Below are 20,532 nucleotides of genomic sequence, written 5' to 3'. Positions count from 1 at the left end.
ATAGAGGCATGACATCGCTACACGGCCTCTTCGTCCCCCTGATCACGCCGTTCACCGCCGACGGGGCCGTCGAGCCCGCGGCACTGGAACGACACGCGCACGCTGTCCTCGACGCGGGTGCGACCGGACTCGTCGCGCTCGGCACCACCGCGGAGCCGTCCGCGCTCACCGCCGCCGAGCGCGCGCGAGTCCTCGATATCTGCGCGGGCGTCTGCGCCGACCGCGGCGCACCGCTGATCGCCTGCGCGGGAGGCAACGCCACCGCGGAATCGGTGCGAGCGATCGCCGAACTCGCGCGACCGGTCGCGGCCGTGCTGGCGGTGGTGCCGTACTACGTGAGACCGAGCGAAGAAGGGGTGATCGCGCACTTCACGCAGTTGGCGGCGATCAGTCCGGCTCCACTGCTCGTCTATGACGTGCCGCACCGCACGGGCCGCCCATTGAGCGGCAGCACGCTGATTCGTCTCGCGAACACGCCGAACATCGCCGGCTTCAAGCACGCCGTGGGCGGAATCGACGCGGCCAGTGTCGAATTGATGGCCGCGCACACCCCGGCGACCGTGCTCAGCGGCGACGACCGATTCGCCTCCGCGCTGCTGGCCCTCGGAGCGCACGGTGCGATCCTGGCCGCGGCCAATATCGCGCCCCGCGAATACGCCGATCTCATCGAGGCGTGGCACGCCGGCGACGTCATCAGGGCCCGCGCCATCGGCGACAGTCTCGACGCGCTCGGTGCGGCCCTGTTCGCCGAGCCCAACCCGACGGTCATCAAGGCGGTACTCGCCGAGCGTGGTCAGATCTCCAGTGCGGCCGTTCGACTGCCGATGCTGCCCGCGTCGAGCGGCGCGACGAGCGCGGCGCTCCTGGCGAGCGAGGCGGCGACGATCACGCGAGTGTGACATCGACCAGATCACGAACAAAAGATTTCACTGGTCATCGGGAGCGAAAGGTGCTTGGGTTAACCGGTGACGAAACCTCCGGATATCGGTGCCGCCGCGCCCGATCGCACTCCTGACAAGCTGGATGCCGCCGTACTGAAGGTGGCGGGCGTCGTCGTCCTCGGCGCGGTGATGTCGATTCTCGACATCACCGTGGTCACCGTGGCGATCCCGACCTTCATGCAGGACTTCAACGCCTCCGTCGAGGTCGTCGCCTGGACCATGACCGGTTACACCCTGGCGCTGGCCTCGGTCATCCCGATGACCGGCTGGGCCGCCGACCGCTTCGGCACCAAACGCCTCTATATGGCGGCGCTGACCTTCTTCATCATCGGGTCGGTGCTGTGTTCGATGGCGTGGAGTATCGAGTCGCTGGTGGCGTTCCGCGTCGTCCAGGGCATCGGCGGCGGCATGCTCATGCCGCTGGGCATGACGATCATGACCCACGCCGCGGGCCCGCAGCGGATCGGGCGCGTGATGGCGGTACTCGGCGTGCCCATGCTGCTCGGCCCGATCTGTGGCCCCATTCTCGGTGGCTGGCTCATCGACTCCTTCAGCTGGCACTGGATCTTCCTGATCAACCTGCCGCTGGGCATCGTCGCGCTGATCCTGGCCTGGGTCGTGTTCGCGCCCGACAAGCCGAAGCCCTCGGAATCGTTCGACTTCCTCGGCATGCTGCTGGCCTCGCCGGGCTTGGCGCTGTTCCTCTTCGGTGTCTCCTCCATTCCGGAGAAGGGCACCGTGATGGCCGCGCGCGTGCTGATTCCGGCGATCATCGGCGCGGCGCTGCTGGTGGCGTTCGTGTTCCACGCGCTGCGCACCGAGCACCCGCTGATCGACCTGCGGCTGTTCTCCAACCCGTCGCTGCGCTACTCCGTGCTCACCATGTCGCTGTTCGCGACGGCGTTCTTCGGTGCCGGCTTCCTGCTGCCGAACTACCTGCAGCAGGTGCGCGGTGAGACGGCGTTCGACTCCGGTCTGCTCATGGCGCCGCAGGGTATCGGCGCCATGTTGACGATGCCGATCGCGGGATTCCTGGTCGACAAGATCGGTCCCGGCAAGATCGTCATGTTCGGCATCACCTTCATCACCCTCGGCCTGGCCGGGTTCACCCAGCTGGGCGCCGACACCTCGTACCTGCTGATCGGTGGCGCGCTGTTCGTGATGGGTCTGGGCATGGGCTGCACCATGATGCCGGTGATGACCGCCGCGATCCAGACGCTCTCGCACGCACAGGTCGCGCGCGGTTCGACATTGATGAACATCATCAACCAGACCGCGGCGTCGATCGGCACGGCGACGATGTCGGTCGTGCTGGCCGCCCAGCTCAACGATCACCCGGAGGCGAAGGTCGCGATCGGGGCCACCGCCAGGCCCGACCTCGCTGCGCAGGTTCCCCCGTCGGTCATCGAGCAGGGGCTGGACCTGGCGGCGACAGCGTTCAGCAACACCTACTGGGTCACCGTGATACTCGCGCTGTTGACCTTGATCCCGGCGTTCTTCCTGCCGCGGACCAAGCCGAAGGCGCCGATCGACGCCGAAGCCGTGGCGCTGGCCTGATCGGTCGTAGACAGAAAGCCCGGACGGAACTCTCTGTTCCGTCCGGGCTTTCGCGTCGAGGGGGTCAGCCGTAGAGCTTGACGAACATCTCCAGGGAGCGCTCGATATCGCCGCGCAGGGCCTTCGCGACGGCGGACCCGATCGGGCCGAACAGCGGCGCGCCGCCCAGGTCGATGTCGACACTCACTTTCGAACCGCTGCCGTTCGGCTCGACGAGCAGACCGAGGCCGAACTTGGTGCCGCCGATGCCGGTGCCGGTGAGGGCGAGCTTGCGCGGCGGTTCGGCGGTGTGCACGGTCCAGGTGACCTTGTTACGGAAGCCCTTCACGCGGGCGATGCCGACGAGAACGGTGCCCGGCGTGAGTTCCTCGGGCAGCGTTCCGCGCCACGCCTCGTGAATGGTCAGCCAATCGCCGAGGTGCGGAAGGTCGGACGCGTGCGCCCAGGCCTGGTCCGGCGGGACGGGGACATCGACGGAAAGCTTCAGTTTCGCCACGCCCGCGATATTATCCGGTACCCGGGGTTCCGCGAGCATCGGCTCGAGGCATAGCGAACCAGAATAGATCAACTGTCCAGTAGCGTGTCGTGTTTCGAGCGGGAAACATGATGTCGGACAGCAAGATCCGTGTCGCGATTGTTACGTGTGCTGCTAGTGTGTGCGGGTCGCTGGAATCGGGGCGTGTGAATCGGGTATCCGAAATCACCCCGCGGTGGACAGCGAATGCCTCGGCGGGCCGGCCGGCGAGGGCCACCGGCAACAGCGCCGTGTGGTCGAGGACGACGAAAGATCTGATGAACTCAGGAATCGCGGTGCTGTTGCTCGTCATCGGTGCGCCGCTGTTACTGCTCGCGATCGCGGTCAGTGTCATGGCCATGCGGAACGAGCGCCGACAGCGGCAGCGGGCCGACGCCGCCATCCGGGAACGTCTCGCCTGCGAGAACGCCTTGGTGCAGCTGGCGCAGAACACCCTGCCCGCGATCACCGCCGCCGTACGCCGCCACGAGATCCCCTCGGTCGCGGTGGATCTGCCGGTGGAACTGGGTGATTCGCAGTTCGGCCAGGCGCTGCAGTGGATTGCCACGGGCCATGCCGAGGATTTGCGCGTGGTCGCCGAGGAAACCAGGACGATGGTCGAACGCTATGTCGAGCAGCGTCGCCTCGGTGAGATACAGGCCGCCCAGGAACAGACCCGCGGTGAGCTCTCTGCATCCTCGCGGGCGGCCACGAGCGCCGCGGTGCGCTCCTTCGGCACCTCGGTGGTGAGCCTGGGCACCGACCTCGGACAGGTCGTCAGTGCCGCACTGCGCGAGCATCGCGACGACGCGATCTACGAGACACTCACCCGGATCGACCACACCGTGCAGCAGATGATCCGGCAGGCGCAGTCCTACGTGATCGTCTCCGGCGGTCTGCCCGGTCGCCGGTGGCCACAGCAGTCGCTCACCGATGTGGCGGGCGGTGCCACCGGGCGGGTCAGGGAATTCCTGCGCGTGCGGGCGGCGCAGTCGGACCGGGTCGTGATCAGCCGCGCGGTCGAACCGCTCGTGCACACCATGGCGACCCTGCTCGACAACGCGCTGCGCTACTCGCCGCCCTCGTCGTTCGTCGAGATCGGTTTCCAGGAGGGTCATCACGGCGTCACCGTGATCATCGACGACGCGGGCATGCGGATGAGCCCCGAGCAGCTCGAGGACGCGCGCCTGGTGCTCAGCGGCGAACGTCCGGTCGACATTCACGATCTCGGCCCCGCGCCGAAGGTCGGCTTCCCCGGCATCGCGGCGCTGGCCCGGCGCTACGGATTCTCCGTGCACGTCGACGGGCCCAACATCTTCGGTGGCATGCGGGCCATGGTGTATGTACCGTCGGCGCTGCTGGTGAGTGGGGATGCACCGCGGCTGCCCGAGCCCGAACTCGCCGCGCCCGCCCACATTCCCGTGCCGGTCGCCGAGATCGAGTCGCCCGGCGCCGACGTCCACGAGATCACCAGCGGCGGGCTGCCCAAACGCCGCCGCAGACCGGTTGCCCCGGATTCGGCGGGGGTAACTACCGAGTCGGGGCACGCGCGCCCCGACCTCGCCGCTGCCTGGCGCAGCGGATCCCGCAGCGGTCGTGCCGCTGCGGCCGAGCGAACCACGGAAGGAACAGCCGATGAGCACACCGGTAGCCGATAGCACCAACCGATTGGCGTGGCTGCTCGAGGATCTCGAGATCCCCGGCGTCCGCTTCGCGGTCCTGCTGTCCGAGGACGGACTGCGCATCGCCCACTCCCGTGGCGTGATCAAAGACGACGCCGAGCGGTTCGCCGCGGCCGCCTCCGGCCTGCGCTCGCTCGGCAAGGCGCTCGGTGAGTTCTGCGGCGGCCCGTCGAACGCGGTGCGCCAGAACATGACCGAGTACGACGAGGGCATGATCATGATCACCGCCGCCGGCGCGGGCGCGCTGCTCGGCGTCGCCACCACCCCCGACGTCGACGTCGCGCTGGTGGCGCATCGGATGAACGAGCTCGCCTCGCGCGTCGGCCACGAGATCGGCAGCGCGCCCCGTCTAGGCGGGAGGAATTGAGCCGCGGCAGGCGCGATCCCGATCTGGTGCGGTCCTATGTACGCACCGGCGGGCGGGTGCGTGCCGCCCATGATCTGGACCTGGTGACCCTGGTCCGTGCCGTCGACGACGCACGTCCCGATCACCGCCCCGACGAACGTCGCCTGCTGGCCCTCACCAGCCGCCGCGGCGCCCTGTCGATCGCCGAGCTGTCGGCCTATCTCGACCTGCCCGCCTCCGTCGTGAAGATCATCGTCTCCGATCTGCTCGACAGCGGTCACCTGCACTGCCCCACCCCGGCACAGGTCAAGCCGGAACTCGCATTGATCAAGGAGGTGCTGCATGGCCTCCGCGCCATCGCGGGATGAGGTCGACTACGTCGCGGAAACCGTGACACGGTCGGTGAAGATCCTGGTCGCAGGCAATTTCGGTGTCGGCAAAACCACCTTCGTGTGCGGGGTGTCCGAGATCAGGCCACTGCGCACGGAAGAGACGATCACCGAGGCCAGTATCGGTGTCGACGACATGGCGGGCCTCGGTAGCAAAGTGTCGACCACGGTCGCACTGGATTTCGGCCGCATCACCCTGAATCCCCAACTGGCGCTGTACCTGTTCGGTACGCCGGGCCAGGAACGGTTCGCCCCGCTGTGGGAGGAACTGGCTCGTGGCGCCCTCGGCGCGCTGGTGCTCGTCGATACCCGGCGCATCGAGAAGGCCGACGACGTGCTCTCGGCGCTGGAACAGCGTGGCGTGCCGTACGCGGTGGCGGTGAACGAATTCGAAGGATTCCGCCGCTATCCCCTCGAAGAAGTGCGTGAGGCACTCGACCTCGCACCGGATACTCCGGTGATCGCACTCGACGCACGGCGCCGTGATCAGGGGCTGCGCGCACTGATCACCTTGGCGGAATATCTCTTTCGCAGACAGGAAGCAACAGCGTCATGACGGTCGATATCGCCGCCGGCGAGCGGGTGGCGATGTGGGCACCCGAGTTCGCGGCGGATCCGCAGGCGGCCTACCAGCAGATGCGGAGCCGATTCGGCTCGGTGGTGCCGGTGGAGCTGTCGCCGGGTATTCGGGCCACGCTGGTGGTCGGCTACCACACCGCCGTGCGCATCCTCAACGATCCGGAGCACTTTCCGGCCGACCCACGGATGTGGGAACGTGATATCCCGCTGGACTGCCCGGTACTGCCGATGCTGCAATTCCGTCCGGCCGCGTTGCGCACCACCGGCGCCGAGCACACCCGGTATCGGCAGGCCAATGTCGCCGGGCTCGCCGGGGTGGATCTGTACGCGATGCACAGCACTGTCGAACAGTTCGCCATCCCGCTGATCAACAGCTTCTGTGCGACCGGGTCGGCGGACTTGTTGAGCCAGTACGCGTTTCCGCTGGTGTTCCAGGCGCTGAACTCGATGCTCGGGTGCACGCCCGAGATCGGGCAGCAGGTCGCCACCGGGATGGCGCAGATCTTCGAAGGTGACGACGCCGAGGCGGGCAACAACCTGCTCGCCTCCGCGCTGGCCGATCTGGTGGGGTTGCGCCAGCGCGAACCCGGTGACGATGTCGCCACCCGTCTGCTGCAGCACCCGGCGACGCTGACCGATGAGGAAATGGTGCACCAGCTGCTGGTGCTCTACGGCGCGGGCATCGAGCCGATGCTGAACCTCGTGGTCAACACCTTGCGGCTGATGCTCACCGACGACCGGTTCGCCGGAAATGTGCTCGGCGGCAGCCTGTCCACGCGCGACGCGCTCGACGAAGTGCTGTTCACCGACCCGCCGCTGGCCAACTTCTGCATGACCTACCCGCGTCAGCCGATCCTGGTCGAGGACACCTGGCTGCCCGCGCACGAACCGGTCGTCATCAGCATGTCGGCGTGCAACAACGACCCGGCCATCGCCGGGCGCGATGTCGTCGACAACCGGGCGCACCTGGCGTGGAGCGCGGGTCCGCACGGCTGTCCGGCCAAGCCGGTGGCGTACCTGATCGTGCAGGACGCGATCGACCAATTGCTCGACGCGCTCCCGGAATTGACCCTGGCGGTGCCTGTCGAGGACCTGGTGTGGCGGCCCGGCCCGTTCCATCGGTCGCTCGCGGCGTTGCCCGTGAGTTTCCCGAAGACACCGCCACTGCCGATGCCCTGAGATCAGACCGCACGCAGCGCTGGTCCGCCACACCACTCCACGAGATTCAGGCGGGCGCGGTGAGTGCGGCCTGCATGGCCACACCGTCGACGTAGGTGTGCTTCGCCTTGACCGCGCCGTCCTCGACGGTCACCATGTCCGCGATGTCCACATCGACGGCGCCGCCGGTGACCGAGGTGCCGGACAGCGTCCATCGCACCACCCAGAAGTCGTCGCCGACGCGCAGGTCGACCTGGGTGAAGGTCAGATCGGGGACGAGGGCGAAGGTTTCCGCCGCAGCGGTGCGGATCTCGGCCCGCCCGTGCGCGGGTGCGCCCCCGGAGTGTAGGTGGAAGACCGAATCGGGCGTGTGTAGCGCGGCGATCCGGTCGGGGTCGCGTTCGGCCCAGCAGGCGTGATAGCGCTCGAACAGATCCTTGGTGGCATCGGACATGGTCCCCAAGCCCTTCCAATATACAAACAGGATGACTGTATGTTCCCGAATTCGGTGTGGCCGGTCAAGGGGCGAAGGGCCTCGGATCTGCCGCGACCGCCGTCCTGCCCTAGACTTCGACGTCGCCATGAATCCTGATCGCCGGACCCAAGCCGAACGCTCGGCCTCGACACGTGCCGCGGTGATCCGTGCCGGGCGAGAGCTGTTCGGGCAGTTCGGGTATGGCGCGGTGAGTACGATCGCGGTGGCCGAGGCCGCCGGGGTCAGTCGCGGCGCGCTCTATCACCAGTTCGGTGAGAAGCGGGATCTGTTCGAGGCGGTGTTCGAGGATCTCGAGCGCAGCCTGGTCGAGGTGATCGCCACCGCCGTGGCCGAGGCGCGTGCCGCGGATCCGATCGCGAGCCTGATCGTGGGCTGCCTGGCGTGGTTGCAGGCCTCGACCGCGACCGAGGTGCGCCGGATCGCGCTGCTCGACGCGCCCGCGGTGCTCGGGTGGGCCCGGTGGCGCGAGATCGAGCTGCGCCACACCATCGGCCTGGTGGAGAACGCGATGGCCGGTGCCATGGCCGCCGGCCGGATCAGGAAGCAGCCGGTGCGCCCGCTGGCGCTGGTGGTGGTCGGTGCGCTGGACGAGGCGGCGCAATACCTGGCGCATTCGGCGGACGCGGGGGATATCGTCGCTGTCCGCGCAGTGATCGAGCAGATCGTTTCCGGCCTGGCCGTCGACCGGGACAGCTAGTACCGCCGCCGCAGTAGGTTAGGCTTGCCTAATGACGACTGGGACTGTGAATCGACCGGCCATGGTCTACGCGCCGCTGACGGTTCGTCGCGCGGTACGGCTGACGCCGCGCATGGTGCGGGTAACCCTCGGCTGTCAGGATCCGGCCGCCCTCGTCGACGCCGGGCCCGACCAGTACACGAAGCTCTTCTTCCCGCTCCCGGGCAGGCCGCGTCCCGTCGTGCCGCCGCCCCTGGAAGACTCGGGCAGCGTAATGAGCTGGTACCAGCGCTATCTCGCGATGCCCGACGAGATCCGCCCGCCGATGCGGACCTACACCGTCCGCGCGCAACGGCCCGAACTCGGCGAACTCGATATCGACTTCGCGCTGCACGCCGAGCACGCGGGCCCCGCGTCGGATTGGGCGTCGACCGCGGCGCCGGGCGACGAGATCGGCCTGCTCTGCCCGCCGCACGCGCTCTACACCCCGCCGGCCGATCCCGAGTGGCAGCTGCTCGTCGGTGACGAGACCGCCGTTCCGGCGATCGGCGCGATCATCGAACGCCTCGACGTGGGTGCGCCGGTGCGGGCGTTCATCGAGGTCGACGGCCCGGTTGACGAGCAGGGCTTCGAGACCCGCGGCGACGTGCGGATCGAGTGGGTGCATCGCGGCGATCGCCCGCACGGGGATGCGGTGGTCGACGCGGTCCGCGCCGCCGAGCTCCCCGCGGGCGCGCCCTACGCGTGGATCTCGGGTGAGGCCGAGTTGGTGAAACTCACCCGGCGCAATCTGGTCCGTGACCGTGGTGTCGACAAGCGCGCGATCACCTTCACCGGCTACTGGCGTCAGGGCCGTACCGAGGAGGACAACGGCCGCGAGAAGGTGCGCCGCGCCGCCGCCGGTGAGCCGCCGGTCGTCGACGAGGACTGACGTAGGTCGTCCACCATCTGTCTGTGACGCCACTAATAGTTATTGCACTAACTATTAGTGGCGTAATAGTGTGTGGGCTAAGAAAGGTGGTGGACGATGCAGGAGCTCGACGACCCGTTGCGGCTCGACCGGCAGGTGTGCTTCGCCCTGGCGGTGGCCAATCGATCGGTGCTGGCGGTCTACCGGCCGCTGCTGGAACCGCTCGGCCTGACACATCCGCAGTATCTGGTGATGCTCGCGCTCTGGGGTGAGGCGCCGATGTCGGTGAAGGCCGTCGCCGAGGCGATCCAGCTCGACTCCGCGACGTTGTCACCGTTGCTCAAGCGGCTCGAATCCGCCGGTCTCATCACCCGCCGCCGCGATCCGCACGACGAGCGCACGCTGCACATCGACCTCACCGAGGCGGGCCGTGACCTGCGTGAACAGGCCGAGCAGATTCCGCCCGCCGTCGTGGCACGGCTCGGCGTGAGCCTGGCGGACCTGGAAGAATTGCGCGATGTCCTCGGCCGGGTGAACGCGGCCGCGCGACGCGCATCCGATGTGAGGGAGCAGCAATGAGCAACTCGACCCCGAATCTCTGGCAGCGCGTTCGCTACATCACCGGCGGCACCCTGCCGCCCTCGATGTCGGACTGGGTGCTGGCCGACCTCACCGGCCCCGGCGCGACCCGCCGATACCTGATGCGCTTCCTGCTGCCGGTGCTCCCGGTGCTGTGTCTGTTCTTGCTGGTGCCGGGCCCGCTGTGGATAGGGCTGTCGATGACGGCGCTGCTGTACCTGCCGCTGGTCTACTTCACCGTGGCGTTGGTCTACGTGTACCGGCGGCACCGCCTGGTCAGCCATGGCTTCGATCCCGAGTTGGCGAACGAGGCCGAACGCCGTCGTACCGAAGCCGAGCGCGTTGCCTACGAGAGTCGCCACCACCGCGGTTGAGCCGCAACGGATCGCGGACGCGTAGACCGAACGGGGACTCAGCCCGCATGCAGAGTGGGCCCGACGAATCGTTCGACCAGGTGACGTTCCGCCGTGGCATCGGGCAGCGGCCAGGTGAGCAGCGACAACACGACGCGCACCACCCAGCCCGCGGCCTCGTCGTCGGGGGTGATCCGGGTCAACGCGGTCGCGATGTGACCGAGTTCCGGTGCGCCGGCGAGGAATTCGTCGGTGTCGGGGGAGCGGTGCCGGATCAGCCACTGGCGCAGCACCGGGTCGGCGCGGATCGCGGCGACGGCGGCCAGGATCGCTTCGACGGGTCGTCGGCCGGGCGGGACCGAGTCGACGACCCCCTCCACGCGCGCGACGACGGAGGCCGCGGCCCTGACCATCACGGCGCGCACCAGTCGTGGTTTGCCGCCGACATAGCGATACAGCGTCGCGCGCGAGCAGCCCGCGGCCGCGGCGATGTCGTCGGCGGTGACGTTGTCTATGCCGCGTTCGAGGAACAGCGCGAGTGCGGCGCGTTCGATGCGGTCGGTCGCGATGGTGCGTCGGTCACCGCCGGCCAGCCAGTCCACTTGGTCGGTCACCGGGGAGCCTCCATCCTTGTCCATCTCAGCATGAGACGTTCGATAGAATCTGTCTAGCCGAATCTAGCCAGGTTGAGGGTATTTTTCGACGAAGTGCGCGGCGGGTTGCCCGGCGATGCAGCTGCTCATTTGTCTCACTCCGAGACGGCCGTTGACCGCATGCCTCGCCGCGATACACGGTGAGCGCCGACAGCCCGACCAGGAAAGGCGGCGGCCATGACCACGGACCTCGAAGCGATCGACCTGTTCGACGCGGCGGTGCTCGACGACCCCTATCGGATGTATCGCGCCCTGCGCGAACAAGCGCCCGTCTACCGGGTACCCGGCACCGACTTCTTCCTCGTCGCCTCGTGGGCCGCGGTCGCCGAGGCGACCCGGCGCCCAGCGGAGTTCTCCTCGCATCTGACCGGCGTGCTCGTCGCCCAACCGGGGGCGGCGCCGATGACCTTCGACCTCGACGCGACCGGGCAAGCGGTCCACGTGCTCGCCACGGCCGACGGTGACGTCCATGCCGCCCACCGCGGCATCGTCGGACCGGCTCTGGCCAAACGGGTTCGCACGCTCGGCCCGTTCGTCACCGCACTGACCGAACGGTTGTGGGCGGCAGAACTCGACGGCGATCGGATCGACTGGGCCACCGGGGTCGCCGATCGCTTGCCGCTGGCGCTGATCGCCGAACTCGTCGGTCTGCCCGAAGCCGATGTGCCGAAACTGCTCTCGCTGGCCTACGACTCCACCGAGATGCTGGGCGGTATCGTCGCCGAGGGCCGGATGACCGAGCTGATCACCTCCGCGGCCGAGCTCGCCCACTACGCGTACCTCGCGATCAATGAGGCGAAAGGCCGAGTGGACGAACGAGATTCGCCGCGAACGCTGCTCGAGGTACTCGTCGCGGCGATGGCGGCGGGCACGATCGACGAGCAGCAGGCGGTACTGATCGTGGTGCAGCTGATCGGTGCGGGTGGGGAGTCGACCGCGGGTCTGATCGCCTCGGCGGCGCGACTGCTCGCCACCGACCTGGCCTTGCAGGCCCGTCTACGCGAACGACCCGAGCTCGTCCCCGCCTTCCTCGACGAGGCGCTGCGCCTGGAGTCGCCCTTTCGTGGCCACCACCGCCACGTCGTGGCCGACACTCGGCTCGGCGGCGTCGACCTGCCCGCGGGCAGCCACCTGCTGTTGCTGTGGGGCGCCGCCAATCGCGATCCCGCCGTCTACCCGGATCCGGATGTCATCGATCTGGACCGGCGGCGTGGACGTGCCAACGCGGCATTCGGTGCGGGCGCCCACTTCTGCATCGGGTCGGCGTTGGCCCGGCTGGAAGCGACCGCCGCGATCACCCTGCTGCTCGAGCGCACCGAGCGGTTCGAGCTGATCGAGGAGGAGCCGCCACGCTGGGTGCCCAGCCTGTTCGCCCGTCGTCACGCGACTCTTCCGCTGCGCATCACCCACCGCTGAACACGGTTCGGCGCAGACGAGGCCGGGTCCTCGGCACGGTGTGGCACGGTGGCGGGGTGCGTTCCCGTCTGTTCCTGCCCGCCTGCCTGCTCGCGGCCACAGCGCTGTTCGCCGGCTGCGCGTCCACCACCACGGATGCGAACCCGACGACGCCGACCGCGACGGCCGTTTCCTCGGAGAGTGCCGTGCCGCCCACTTCGCCCGCCGTGCACCACACTGTTGTCCTCGATCCCGGTCACAACGGTGGCAATGCCACCCATCTCGCGCAGATCAACGCACCGGTGCCCGACGGGCGCGGCGGAACGAAAGCCTGCAACACCACGGGGACCTCGGCCGCGAGTGGCTACACCGAGCACGAGTTCACGTGGGACGTCACCCTGCGAGTGCGCGACCTGCTCGCCGCACGCGGGGTTCGGGTGATCCTCACGCGCGCCGACGACACCGGCGTCGGACCGTGTGTCGATGAGCGCGCCTCGATCGCGAATCAGTCGGGCGCCGACGCGGTGGTCTCGATCCACGCCGACGGCAATACCGGCGCGGACGCGCACGGATTCCACATCGCCTACGCCGAACCTCCGCTGAACCCGGTGCAGGCCGAGGCGGGGCCGCGACTGGCGAGAGCGTTGCGTGATGCGATGGTCGCCGGTGGCGCGGTGCCCTCGACCTATGTGGGGTCGGCGGGACTGGATCCGCGGGCGGATCTGGCCGGGCTCAACCTGGCCGAGCGGCCGAGCGCGCTGGTCGAATGCGGGAACATGCGCTCGGCAACCGACGCCGCGCTCATCGAGACCCCGCAGGGCCGGGCCCGCTACGCCGAACTCGTCACCGCCGGAATTCTCGCGTTCCTCGGCTGATTCGGGCGCGCGCCCGCCTCTTTTGGAGGAGTCGCGCAAAGTTCGCCAGGCCCCTGCTGTGGGTGCCCACCCTCGAACAGTAAGACAGCTTGTTGCCGACATGGCTACCTATCGACAACCGCTGGCAAATCTGTACACCCCGCACAGCTGCGATATTAACCGGCCGTTTGCCTCGGGTGGATACCGGTTGGTTCCAAACGCGGCTGTTCGCTGTATTCGCACTGCTGCGAAACGATCCGCGAATACCGGCCGGTAGCAGTATTTTTCGCTACCGGGGCGGTTGACGGATGATCTTCGTCACCCTAATCTTCGGAATCACAGTTCGATATCGAGGTGTTCAGTGTCATCGCTCGAAATGTTTCCCGGATGGCAAGCCGGCCCCTGTCGTCCTCCGCGTGCGTTTCCAAGGAGTATTGATAGTGAGAAGTCGAATCCTGTTCTTCGCCGGAGCAATGGCATTGGCGCCCATCGTCACCGCGGTGGTGCCCGCCGGGAGTGCCACCGCGCACGGTTGGATCACCGGTCCCGCGAGTAGGCAGGAACAATGCGCCCGTGGCCTCGTGCCCTGCGGTGCGGTGAAATACGAACCGCAGAGTGTGGAGGGACCGAAGGGTCTCACCACTTGTAGTGCGAACAAATACCCTGAACTCGATGACGACAGCCTCGGCTGGGTGCCGCAGAAAGTCTCCGGCAGTGCGAGATTCACGTGGAAGAACACCGCGAACCATCGCACGCTGAATTGGGAATACTTCATCGGCAATACCAGAATCGCCGTGTTCGACGGCCGGAACGAACAGCCGGCCATGGAGGTGACCCATACCGTTGATTTGTCGAATTATTCCGGCCGTCAGAAATTGCGCGCGGTCTGGAATATCGGTGATACCGCAGCGGCCTTCTACAGTTGCGTCGATCTCGAGGTGGGCGGCGGAGGCGGCACACCGCCCACAACCACGAAACCCACCACCCAGCCGACCACCAGCACCCCGGCCCCGACCACCGCGCCGCCCGCGATGACCACGAAACCCCCGGCCCCGACCACGAAACCGCCGGCGACGACCACCCCCGGGCACGAGCATCCGACAACCACGGCCGCCCCCGGCGGATCGCCCTGGAGTCAGGGCGCCACCTATGCCATCGGTGACAAGGTCACCTACCGGGGCGTCACCTATAGCTGCAGGCAGGCGCACACCGTGCACGACCCGAATTGGACGCCGCCGAACACTCCCGCACTCTGGTCGCGGCTGTAGTCGGCGCGACGAGGTCGGCGAAACGGTTCGTGTGTTCTCCCACCATCGGTCCCGCGATGGGGTGAGGATGGGGACCGACTCGCCGGCCTCGCGTTCGGTCGGCCCCGCAGCACAAGGACGTGAGAAATATGAGTGACAGGAAATTCGCCATCACCGTTGCTGCCCTCGGGACGGCGATGCTGGCCGCGACCCTCGGGGCGCCCACTGCCTCGGCCGGTGTTTCGCAATTGACGGTGAAACCCAACCTCAGCGTCGGCTCGGCAACCAACTATGGCACCGGATGCACCCATCAATTGCTGGCCAGGCTCAGTGTCGGCATCATTCCTGTCGCGTTCTACGACAACGGCGAGCTGCTGGCCGTGGTCGCTCCGACCGACGGCGTCGCCATGTTCAATTGGGTGCCGTCCTACACCGGCGCCCACACGATGACCGCCGTCCAGGACGGCATCGCCAGCGGCGCGAATGTGACGGTCGGCCGGGGCTTCCGCTTCGGGGAATCCTGCGTGGTCACCGGCGGCTGACCTCACGACAACACTGTGGCCCGGTTCGTACGAACCGGGCCACAGTCGTCGTTGCGCTACTTCGACGCGAGCTTCTTGTCGTCACCCTTCTTGCTCGCGGCCTTCTTGGCGGGTTTCTTCGCCGATTTCGTCGTCGCGGGCGCGGGCGCCGAACCATTGGTGTCGGGCGAACCTGCCGGGTTCACCGCGGTGACGACCAGGTCGTCGTCGGCGGTGTCGACCTTCACCGTGCCGCCGGGGTCGAGTCCGCCGTCGAGGAGCAGTCGCGAGACCCGGTTGTCGAGCTCCTTCTGCACGGTGCGACGCAACGGCCGCGCCCCGAATTCGGGCTGGAAACCGCGCTCGCTCAACCAGTCCACCGCGGACTGACTGATCTCGAGTTCGATGTCCTGGGCGGCGAGCATGCGCCGGGTGCGATCCAGGATCAGTTCGACGATCTGTTCCAGCTGCTCCTTGTCCAGGCGGTGGAACACGATCTGCTCGTCGATCCGGTTGAGGAACTCGGGCCGGAAGTGCTGGCGCAGTAGCTCTTCGAGCTGCGGCACGATCGAGTCGAGGTCGCCGGGTGGTGCCTCGAGGATCACGTGCGACCCGATATTGGACGTCATGATCACGATCGTGTTCTTGAAATCGACTGTGCGGCCCTTGGAATCGGTGACGCGCCCGTCATCGAGCAGTTGCAGCAGCACATTGAACACATCGGGGTGCGCCTTCTCGACCTCGTCGAACAGGATCACCGAGTACGGCTGACGCCGCACCTTGTCGGTGAGCTGCGCGGCATCGTCGTAGCCGACGTATCCGGGCGGGGCGCCGACCAGGCGCGAGACCGTGTGCTTCTCCTGGAACTCGCTCATGTCGAATCGGATCAGCCGATCCTCGTCGCCGAAGACCGCTTCCGCGAGGGCCTTGGCGAGCTCGGTCTTGCCGACACCGGTGGGGCCGAGGAACAGGAACGACCCGATCGGCCGGTTCGGATCCTTGAGCCCGGCCCTTGCCCTGCGCACGGCCTCGGCGATCGCCACGATCGCCTCGTTCTGCCCGATCACCCGCTTGTGCAGGACGTCTTCGAGCTGGAGCAGGCGCTGCTTCTCCTCGGCGGTCAGATCGGCCACCGGAATGCCGGTGCGCTTGGAGATCACCTCGGCGATGTCGACGACATCGACGATCGGCTCCGAGGGCGTGGCACCGGACTCCTCGAGCTCGTCCTCGGCGGCGGCGATGTCGGCCTTGAGCGCCGTGGCCTTCTCGTAGTCCTCGTTGTCGACCGCGGCGTCCTTTTCCCGGTACAGCCGCGCGATCGCCTCGTCCCTGGCCTTCACCGCCGGGTCGGGGGTGCCCGAACGGAGCCGGACCCGGGCGCCCGCCTGGTCGATCAGGTCGATCGCCTTGTCGGGCATGAACCGGTCGGTGATGTAGCGATCCGACAGCTGCGCGGCCGCGACCAGCGACTCGTCGGAGTAACGCACCTGATGGTGCTCCTCGTACACATCGGCCAGCCCGCGCAGGATCTCGATGGTGTCCTCCACCGAGGGCTCCGAGACCATCACCGGCTGGAACCGGCGTTCCAGCGCGGCGTCCTTCTCGATGTATTTGCGGTATTCGTCGATGGTGGTCGCGCCGACGACGTGCAGATCACCACGGGCCAGCGCGGGCTTGAGCAGGTTGCCCGCGTCCATCGAACCCTCGCCGCCGCCACCGGCGCCGACGATGGTGTGCAGCTCGTCGATGAAGATGATCAGCTCGTCCTTGTGCGCGCGGACCTCGTCGAGGATCTTGGTCAGGCGCTCCTCGAATTCGCCGCGATACTTGCTCCCGGCCACGAGCGAGCCGACATCGAGCGCGATGACGCGGCGGTCGGCGAGGGTGACCGGCACGTCTCCGTTGACGATGCGCTGGGCCAGACCCTCCACGATCGCGGTCTTACCGACACCGGGATCACCGATCAGCACCGGGTTGTTCTTGCGCCGCCGCGACAGGATCTCGATGGTCTGCTCGATCTCCTCCGCGCGGCCGACAACCGGGTCGATCAGGCCCTCGCGGGCCTCGGCGGTGAGATCGCGGCCGTACTCGTCCAGAGTGGGCGTGTCCGATTCCGGCTGTTGCCGCTTCGACGGCGCGGTCGCCATCGGGGTTCCCGGCGCGGGCACGCCGCCGCTCTGGGTGGCCGCGATCCCGGCGACCAGCGCCTGCGCGGCGACGCTGTCGGGCAGTGAGGCGATGCCGAGCAGGATGTGCTCCGGGCCGATGTAGCTGCTGCCTGCCTGGGCTGCCTGGCGCTGGGCGGCGCGCAGCGCGACCTTGGTGGCGGGGCTGAGCGTGATGTCGGCGAGGTCGTCCTCGCTGGGCCTGCCGGTGTCGAGGTAGTCCTCCATCTGCTCGGCGACCTGGTCGGGATCCAGGCTGAGCTCGGCGACGATGCTGCGCCCGGGTTCTGCTTCGGTGGCCGCGTACAGCAGGTGTTCGGGAGTGATTTCGGGGTTGCCCCATTCCTGCGCCGCCTCGCGCGCGGTACCGACCAGCAACTTCGCGTTGTCGGTCATCAGCTTGCCCAGATCGATGCGTTGTACAGGTGGCTTCGAGGACATTCCGGAACCGAAGAACCGCTGGAAGATGTCGTCGAAGGGATCCCGGGAACTCGGCCAGCTCGCTGTCATGTCCACACCTCTTCGCTCGTCGCGCCGTGTGTCACGGCGACTCATGCAGATCGGGTCGGTACTGCCAGCAATACTTCGGCATCCTCGAAGGGTGTGCAAGGGATTGGACAGTTTCACATCGGCGATGTCGGCAGGTGTGGCGCACAAACCAAAATCCGGCCGAAACGCTCCCGAGCCACCGGTTTTGTCTGATTCTTGATGACGGGGCGCCGCAGCCGGGTAGCGTGGCGACCCGCGAGGTGGTATCGGCCGCAGCGCCCATTTTTGCCCGCCGACCAGCTGGGTCGAACAGGCCGACGGGAAGTAGAGCACGGAGTTTGGTCACCGACGTCATCGATGTCAGCGCGGATTTCACGATCGCGCGTCAAGCGTTGTGGGATGTACTGCTCGATCCCCAGAGCTACCCACGCATGTTTACCGGGATCGGCAGTTGCGAACCGGTGGAACGCCCCGACGGCGCGGTCCACTGGCAGGTGCGGGTCGGATCGGCGAGCGGCGGTATCCGCACGCACGAGTTCATCCTCGTCATCGGCCGCTGGTACGAGAGTTTCGAACTGCGCAGCCCGGTCCTCGGCAGTTTCGCCGCGATCCGCTTGCGCGGCGACCAGCAGCGCACGCGCCTGGATATCACCCTGTTCGCGACCGCGCGGATCCATCCCCTGGTCGAGCAGGGCGGCAACTCGCTGGTCACCGACTGGGTGAAGGCGGGACTACGCCGTACCGCGGACTCGATCGCGGGCACCCGTTCCTCGGTGGTGGTCAACGCCGAACGCTCGATGGTGCGCCGCAATGCCGGAGTGGCGCGCAGCATCGCGGCCACCGGGCTGATGCGGCCCGAGCCGGTGTCGATCGTGAGACAGCTTCGCTCCCTGTCGAAGTGGGGCTTCAACCTGGCAGGCGGCTATGCGGCGGGCGCGGCCTACGAACCCGATCGGCTCGCGCTGATCGATGCGGGCGGGCACCGCACCTTCGCCGAGGTCGACGCCAGATCCACCGCGCTGGCCGCGGCGATGCACTCGATCGGTCTGCGCAAGGGCGACGCCATCGGCCTGCTGGCGCGCAATCACGCGGGCATGGTCGAAACCATGGTCGCCGCAGGCAAACTCGGCGTCGACGTGGCGCTGCTCAACGCGGGGTTGTCGGGGCGACGGATCGAGGAGATCGTGCAGCGGCACCGGCTGAGCGCGGTCTTCGTCGACGGTGCGCTGGAAACGCTGATCCGCTACCTGCACAGCGAGGTACCGCGCTATACCACCGACAACTGTCCGCCCGACCCGGACCGCACCACGATCGACGACCTGATCACCCAGGCGCACACCGACTTCCCGATCCCGGCCCATCCCGGCAGACTGATCGTGCTCACCTCCGGCACCAGCGGTTCGCCGAAGGGCGCGCGCCGCCCGCACGCCAAGGGGTTCGGCACCATCGCCGCGCTGCTCTCGCGGATCCCGCTGCGGGTGGAGGAGGTCATGCTCATTCCCGCGCCGCTGTTCCACACCTGGGGTCTGGCCGGGCTGCAGCTGAGCACCGCGCTGCGCGCCACCGTGGTGTTGTCGGACGGCTTCGACGCGATGGACTGCCTGCGCGCGGTCGCCGAACACCGGATCACCACCTTGATCGTGGTTCCGACGATGGTGGAACGTCTGCTCGAGGTATCCGACGAGGTCCGTGCGGGCTTGGATCTGTCGAGCCTGCGGTTCGTGGTCAGCTGTGGCGCGCCGCTGGCCGGGGCCACCGTGCTGCGATTCCTGGACAGCTACGGCGACGTGCTCTACAACGTGTACGGCTCGACCGAGGTCTCGTGGGCCAGCGTCGCCACCCCCGACGACCTGCGGGTGTCGCCGACGACCGCGGGTCGCCCGCCGCTGGGGACCCGGGTCGCGGTGCTCGGTCCCGACCTGCGGCCGGTGCCGGTCGGCTCCACCGGACACATCTTCGTCGCCAATCACATGCTCTTCGACGGCTATGTGAACTCCGCGCCGCCGGAGGAGGCCGACGGCATGCTCGACACCGGCGACCTCGGATACCTCGACGCCGCGGGACGGCTGTTCGTGGCGGGCCGCGACGACGAGATGATCATCTCCGGTGGGGAGAACGTCTTCCCGCGACCGGTCGAGGAGGCGCTCGCCCACCTGCCGCAGATCAGTGAAGTCGCGGTCGTCGGCGTCCCCGACCGGGAGTTCGGTCAGCGGCTGGCCGCGTTCGTGGTGAAACGCGAAGGGGCGGGACTGGATTCGGACATGGTGCGGACCTACATCCGCAACCGGCTGAGTCGATTCTCGGTCCCGCGTGACGTCACGTTCCTGAGCGCGCTGCCACGCGGGGAGACCGGCAAGATCCTCAAGCGGGTGCTCGTGCCGGGGTCAGCGCTGAGCGAGTAGCAACCGCACCGCGCGCTCGATGGTCGCCGACGCCTGTTCGCTCGACAGCCCGCGCCGGTCCTGCAGATGGTGCCGCGTCGGCCAGGCCAGGGCGCCGTCGACCAGATCGAGCAGCCCGTCGTCGAACTCACCGTCGGGCCGGGACAGTTCGGGCGCGAACAGCGCGGCCAGCACGGCACGGATGCGTTCGTCGGTGCGCCGCATCCGTTCGTCGATCGCGTCGATCGATCGCGATTCCTGCAGGCCGGGCAGCCGGGGCACACGCTGCAGGTCGAAGATCGCGGCGCTCTGCGCCACCGCGACCGTGATCCGCTCGGCCAGGGCAGGCGAGGGGTCCGGGACGACCAGGCACGCCTCGACCATCTCGGACTGGCGCTCCGTCGCGGCCACGAGCAATGCTTCCCGATCGGGAAAGTGCACGAAGACACTGCGTTCGGAGGTGCCCGCTCTGGCGGCGATCTCGCGCGCGGTCGGTGCGAAATCGCCCGCGGTCACCGCGGCGAGCAGTCCGTCGATGATCGCTTCGCGCGTTTTCGCGGGATCGCGCCGCCGCGGCGCGCGCGCCTGCCTCGCGCCCGCCGCGGCGTCCTGCTCCGATCTCATCGACCCATCACAGCACAGTCCGC

At 67.9% G+C, this 20,532-nt stretch carries 21 protein-coding genes; 16 read left to right on the top strand and 5 right to left on the bottom strand.

The window, feature by feature from the left end; all coding sequences use genetic code 11:
• Positions 1–8: 8 nt before the first annotated feature.
• Both dapA and ACFVJ5_RS09925 read left to right on the top strand, forming a co-directional pair.
• On the top strand, positions 9–899 hold the full coding sequence (dapA, locus tag ACFVJ5_RS09930) for a 4-hydroxy-tetrahydrodipicolinate synthase (protein ID WP_379219535.1): 891 nt from the start codon (positions 9–11) through the stop codon (positions 897–899).
• 66 nt (positions 900–965) lie between these two features.
• Positions 966–2,498: a DHA2 family efflux MFS transporter permease subunit gene (locus ACFVJ5_RS09925; protein WP_379219534.1), complete on the top strand. Its 1,533-nt coding sequence runs from the start codon at positions 966–968 to the stop codon at positions 2,496–2,498.
• Between the two features lie 64 nt (positions 2,499–2,562).
• Here the strand turns inward: ACFVJ5_RS09925 and ACFVJ5_RS09920 are convergent, their stop codons facing one another.
• Positions 2,563–2,994: an SRPBCC family protein gene (locus ACFVJ5_RS09920; RefSeq protein WP_379219532.1), complete on the bottom strand. Its 432-nt coding sequence runs from the start codon at positions 2,992–2,994 to the stop codon at positions 2,563–2,565.
• A gap of 296 nt (positions 2,995–3,290) precedes the next feature.
• Here ACFVJ5_RS09920 and ACFVJ5_RS09915 point away from each other — a divergent pair, with 296 nt between their 5' ends.
• The 5 genes from ACFVJ5_RS09915 to ACFVJ5_RS09895 are packed head-to-tail and all read left to right on the top strand — an operon-like array spanning position 3,291 to position 7,187.
• Positions 3,291–4,670, top strand: coding sequence for a sensor histidine kinase (locus ACFVJ5_RS09915; RefSeq protein ID WP_379219530.1), 1,380 nt, complete (start codon positions 3,291–3,293; stop codon positions 4,668–4,670).
• Positions 4,648–5,061, top strand: coding sequence for a roadblock/LC7 domain-containing protein (locus tag ACFVJ5_RS09910; protein WP_379219528.1), 414 nt, complete (start codon positions 4,648–4,650; stop codon positions 5,059–5,061). Before ACFVJ5_RS09915 ends, ACFVJ5_RS09910 begins: the two co-directional genes overlap by 23 nt.
• Positions 5,058–5,408 carry a DUF742 domain-containing protein gene (locus tag ACFVJ5_RS09905; protein WP_194827562.1) on the top strand — a complete coding sequence of 117 codons (351 nt, stop codon included), beginning with the start codon at positions 5,058–5,060 and terminating at the stop codon, positions 5,406–5,408. The genes ACFVJ5_RS09910 and ACFVJ5_RS09905 overlap by 4 nt, the downstream gene beginning before the upstream one ends.
• On the top strand, positions 5,383–5,985 hold the full coding sequence (locus ACFVJ5_RS09900) for an ATP/GTP-binding protein (RefSeq protein ID WP_358059650.1): 603 nt from the start codon (positions 5,383–5,385) through the stop codon (positions 5,983–5,985). Before ACFVJ5_RS09905 ends, ACFVJ5_RS09900 begins: the two co-directional genes overlap by 26 nt.
• Positions 5,982–7,187: a cytochrome P450 gene (locus ACFVJ5_RS09895; RefSeq protein WP_379219527.1), complete on the top strand. Its 1,206-nt coding sequence runs from the start codon at positions 5,982–5,984 to the stop codon at positions 7,185–7,187. The genes ACFVJ5_RS09900 and ACFVJ5_RS09895 overlap by 4 nt, the downstream gene beginning before the upstream one ends.
• 46 nt (positions 7,188–7,233) lie before the next feature.
• Here the strand turns inward: ACFVJ5_RS09895 and ACFVJ5_RS09890 are convergent, their stop codons facing one another.
• Complete coding sequence (locus tag ACFVJ5_RS09890; protein WP_379219809.1) at positions 7,234–7,620, bottom strand: nuclear transport factor 2 family protein; 387 nt, start codon at positions 7,618–7,620, stop codon at positions 7,234–7,236.
• A 127-nt stretch (positions 7,621–7,747) separates the two neighbouring features.
• Between ACFVJ5_RS09890 and ACFVJ5_RS09885 the strand changes: the two genes are divergently transcribed.
• From ACFVJ5_RS09885 to ACFVJ5_RS09870, 4 genes are all read left to right on the top strand, one after another.
• Positions 7,748–8,359 carry a TetR/AcrR family transcriptional regulator gene (locus tag ACFVJ5_RS09885; RefSeq protein WP_379219525.1) on the top strand — a complete coding sequence of 204 codons (612 nt, stop codon included), beginning with the start codon at positions 7,748–7,750 and terminating at the stop codon, positions 8,357–8,359.
• Positions 8,360–8,390: 31 nt separating this feature from the next.
• Complete coding sequence (locus ACFVJ5_RS09880; RefSeq protein WP_379219524.1) at positions 8,391–9,269, top strand: siderophore-interacting protein; 879 nt, start codon at positions 8,391–8,393, stop codon at positions 9,267–9,269.
• Between the two features lie 96 nt (positions 9,270–9,365).
• Positions 9,366–9,827, top strand: a complete 462-nt coding sequence (locus tag ACFVJ5_RS09875) for a MarR family winged helix-turn-helix transcriptional regulator (protein ID WP_379219523.1) — start codon at positions 9,366–9,368, stop codon at positions 9,825–9,827.
• Positions 9,824–10,201: a DUF5313 family protein gene (locus tag ACFVJ5_RS09870; RefSeq protein ID WP_379219521.1), complete on the top strand. Its 378-nt coding sequence runs from the start codon at positions 9,824–9,826 to the stop codon at positions 10,199–10,201. Before ACFVJ5_RS09875 ends, ACFVJ5_RS09870 begins: the two co-directional genes overlap by 4 nt.
• Positions 10,202–10,239: 38 nt before the next feature.
• On the opposite strand, the gene ACFVJ5_RS09865 is transcribed toward ACFVJ5_RS09870, so the two are convergent.
• Positions 10,240–10,794, bottom strand: coding sequence for a TetR/AcrR family transcriptional regulator (locus ACFVJ5_RS09865; protein WP_379219520.1), 555 nt, complete (start codon positions 10,792–10,794; stop codon positions 10,240–10,242).
• A 216-nt stretch (positions 10,795–11,010) separates the two neighbouring features.
• Here ACFVJ5_RS09865 and ACFVJ5_RS09860 point away from each other — a divergent pair, with 216 nt between their 5' ends.
• The 4 genes from ACFVJ5_RS09860 to ACFVJ5_RS09845 all read left to right on the top strand — a co-directional run bounded on the left by ACFVJ5_RS09860 (position 11,011) and on the right by ACFVJ5_RS09845 (position 14,871).
• Positions 11,011–12,249: a cytochrome P450 gene (locus ACFVJ5_RS09860; RefSeq protein WP_379219519.1), complete on the top strand. Its 1,239-nt coding sequence runs from the start codon at positions 11,011–11,013 to the stop codon at positions 12,247–12,249.
• Positions 12,250–12,305: 56 nt separating this feature from the next.
• On the top strand, positions 12,306–13,103 hold the full coding sequence (locus ACFVJ5_RS09855) for an N-acetylmuramoyl-L-alanine amidase (RefSeq protein ID WP_379219517.1): 798 nt from the start codon (positions 12,306–12,308) through the stop codon (positions 13,101–13,103).
• 419 nt (positions 13,104–13,522) lie between these two features.
• On the top strand, positions 13,523–14,350 hold the full coding sequence (locus tag ACFVJ5_RS09850; protein ID WP_379219515.1) for a lytic polysaccharide monooxygenase: 828 nt from the start codon (positions 13,523–13,525) through the stop codon (positions 14,348–14,350).
• Positions 14,351–14,478: 128 nt separating this feature from the next.
• Entirely contained in the window at positions 14,479–14,871 is a 393-nt protein-coding gene (locus ACFVJ5_RS09845) for a hypothetical protein (RefSeq protein WP_379219513.1), read from the top strand.
• A 56-nt stretch (positions 14,872–14,927) separates the two neighbouring features.
• On the opposite strand, the gene ACFVJ5_RS09840 is transcribed toward ACFVJ5_RS09845, so the two are convergent.
• Entirely contained in the window at positions 14,928–17,525 is a 2,598-nt protein-coding gene (locus ACFVJ5_RS09840) for an ATP-dependent Clp protease ATP-binding subunit (protein ID WP_379219512.1), read from the bottom strand.
• A 317-nt stretch (positions 17,526–17,842) separates the two neighbouring features.
• Between ACFVJ5_RS09840 and ACFVJ5_RS09835 the strand changes: the two genes are divergently transcribed.
• Complete coding sequence (locus tag ACFVJ5_RS09835) at positions 17,843–19,906, top strand: AMP-binding protein (protein WP_379219511.1); 2,064 nt, start codon at positions 17,843–17,845, stop codon at positions 19,904–19,906.
• On the opposite strand, the gene ACFVJ5_RS09830 is transcribed toward ACFVJ5_RS09835, so the two are convergent.
• A complete protein-coding gene (locus tag ACFVJ5_RS09830) occupies positions 19,889–20,509 on the bottom strand; it encodes a TetR/AcrR family transcriptional regulator (protein WP_379219509.1) in 621 nt (206 codons plus the stop codon). The two genes, ACFVJ5_RS09835 and ACFVJ5_RS09830, sit on opposite strands and share 18 nt — an antisense overlap.
• Between the last annotated feature and the right edge of the window lie 23 nt (positions 20,510–20,532).

This window comes from Nocardia sp. NPDC127606 (genome assembly GCF_042671725.1).
Lineage (GTDB): Bacteria > Actinomycetota > Actinomycetes > Mycobacteriales > Mycobacteriaceae > Nocardia.
The sequence above is the reverse complement of the archived record's forward strand: the minus strand, read 5'-3'. Positions and strand labels throughout refer to the sequence as shown.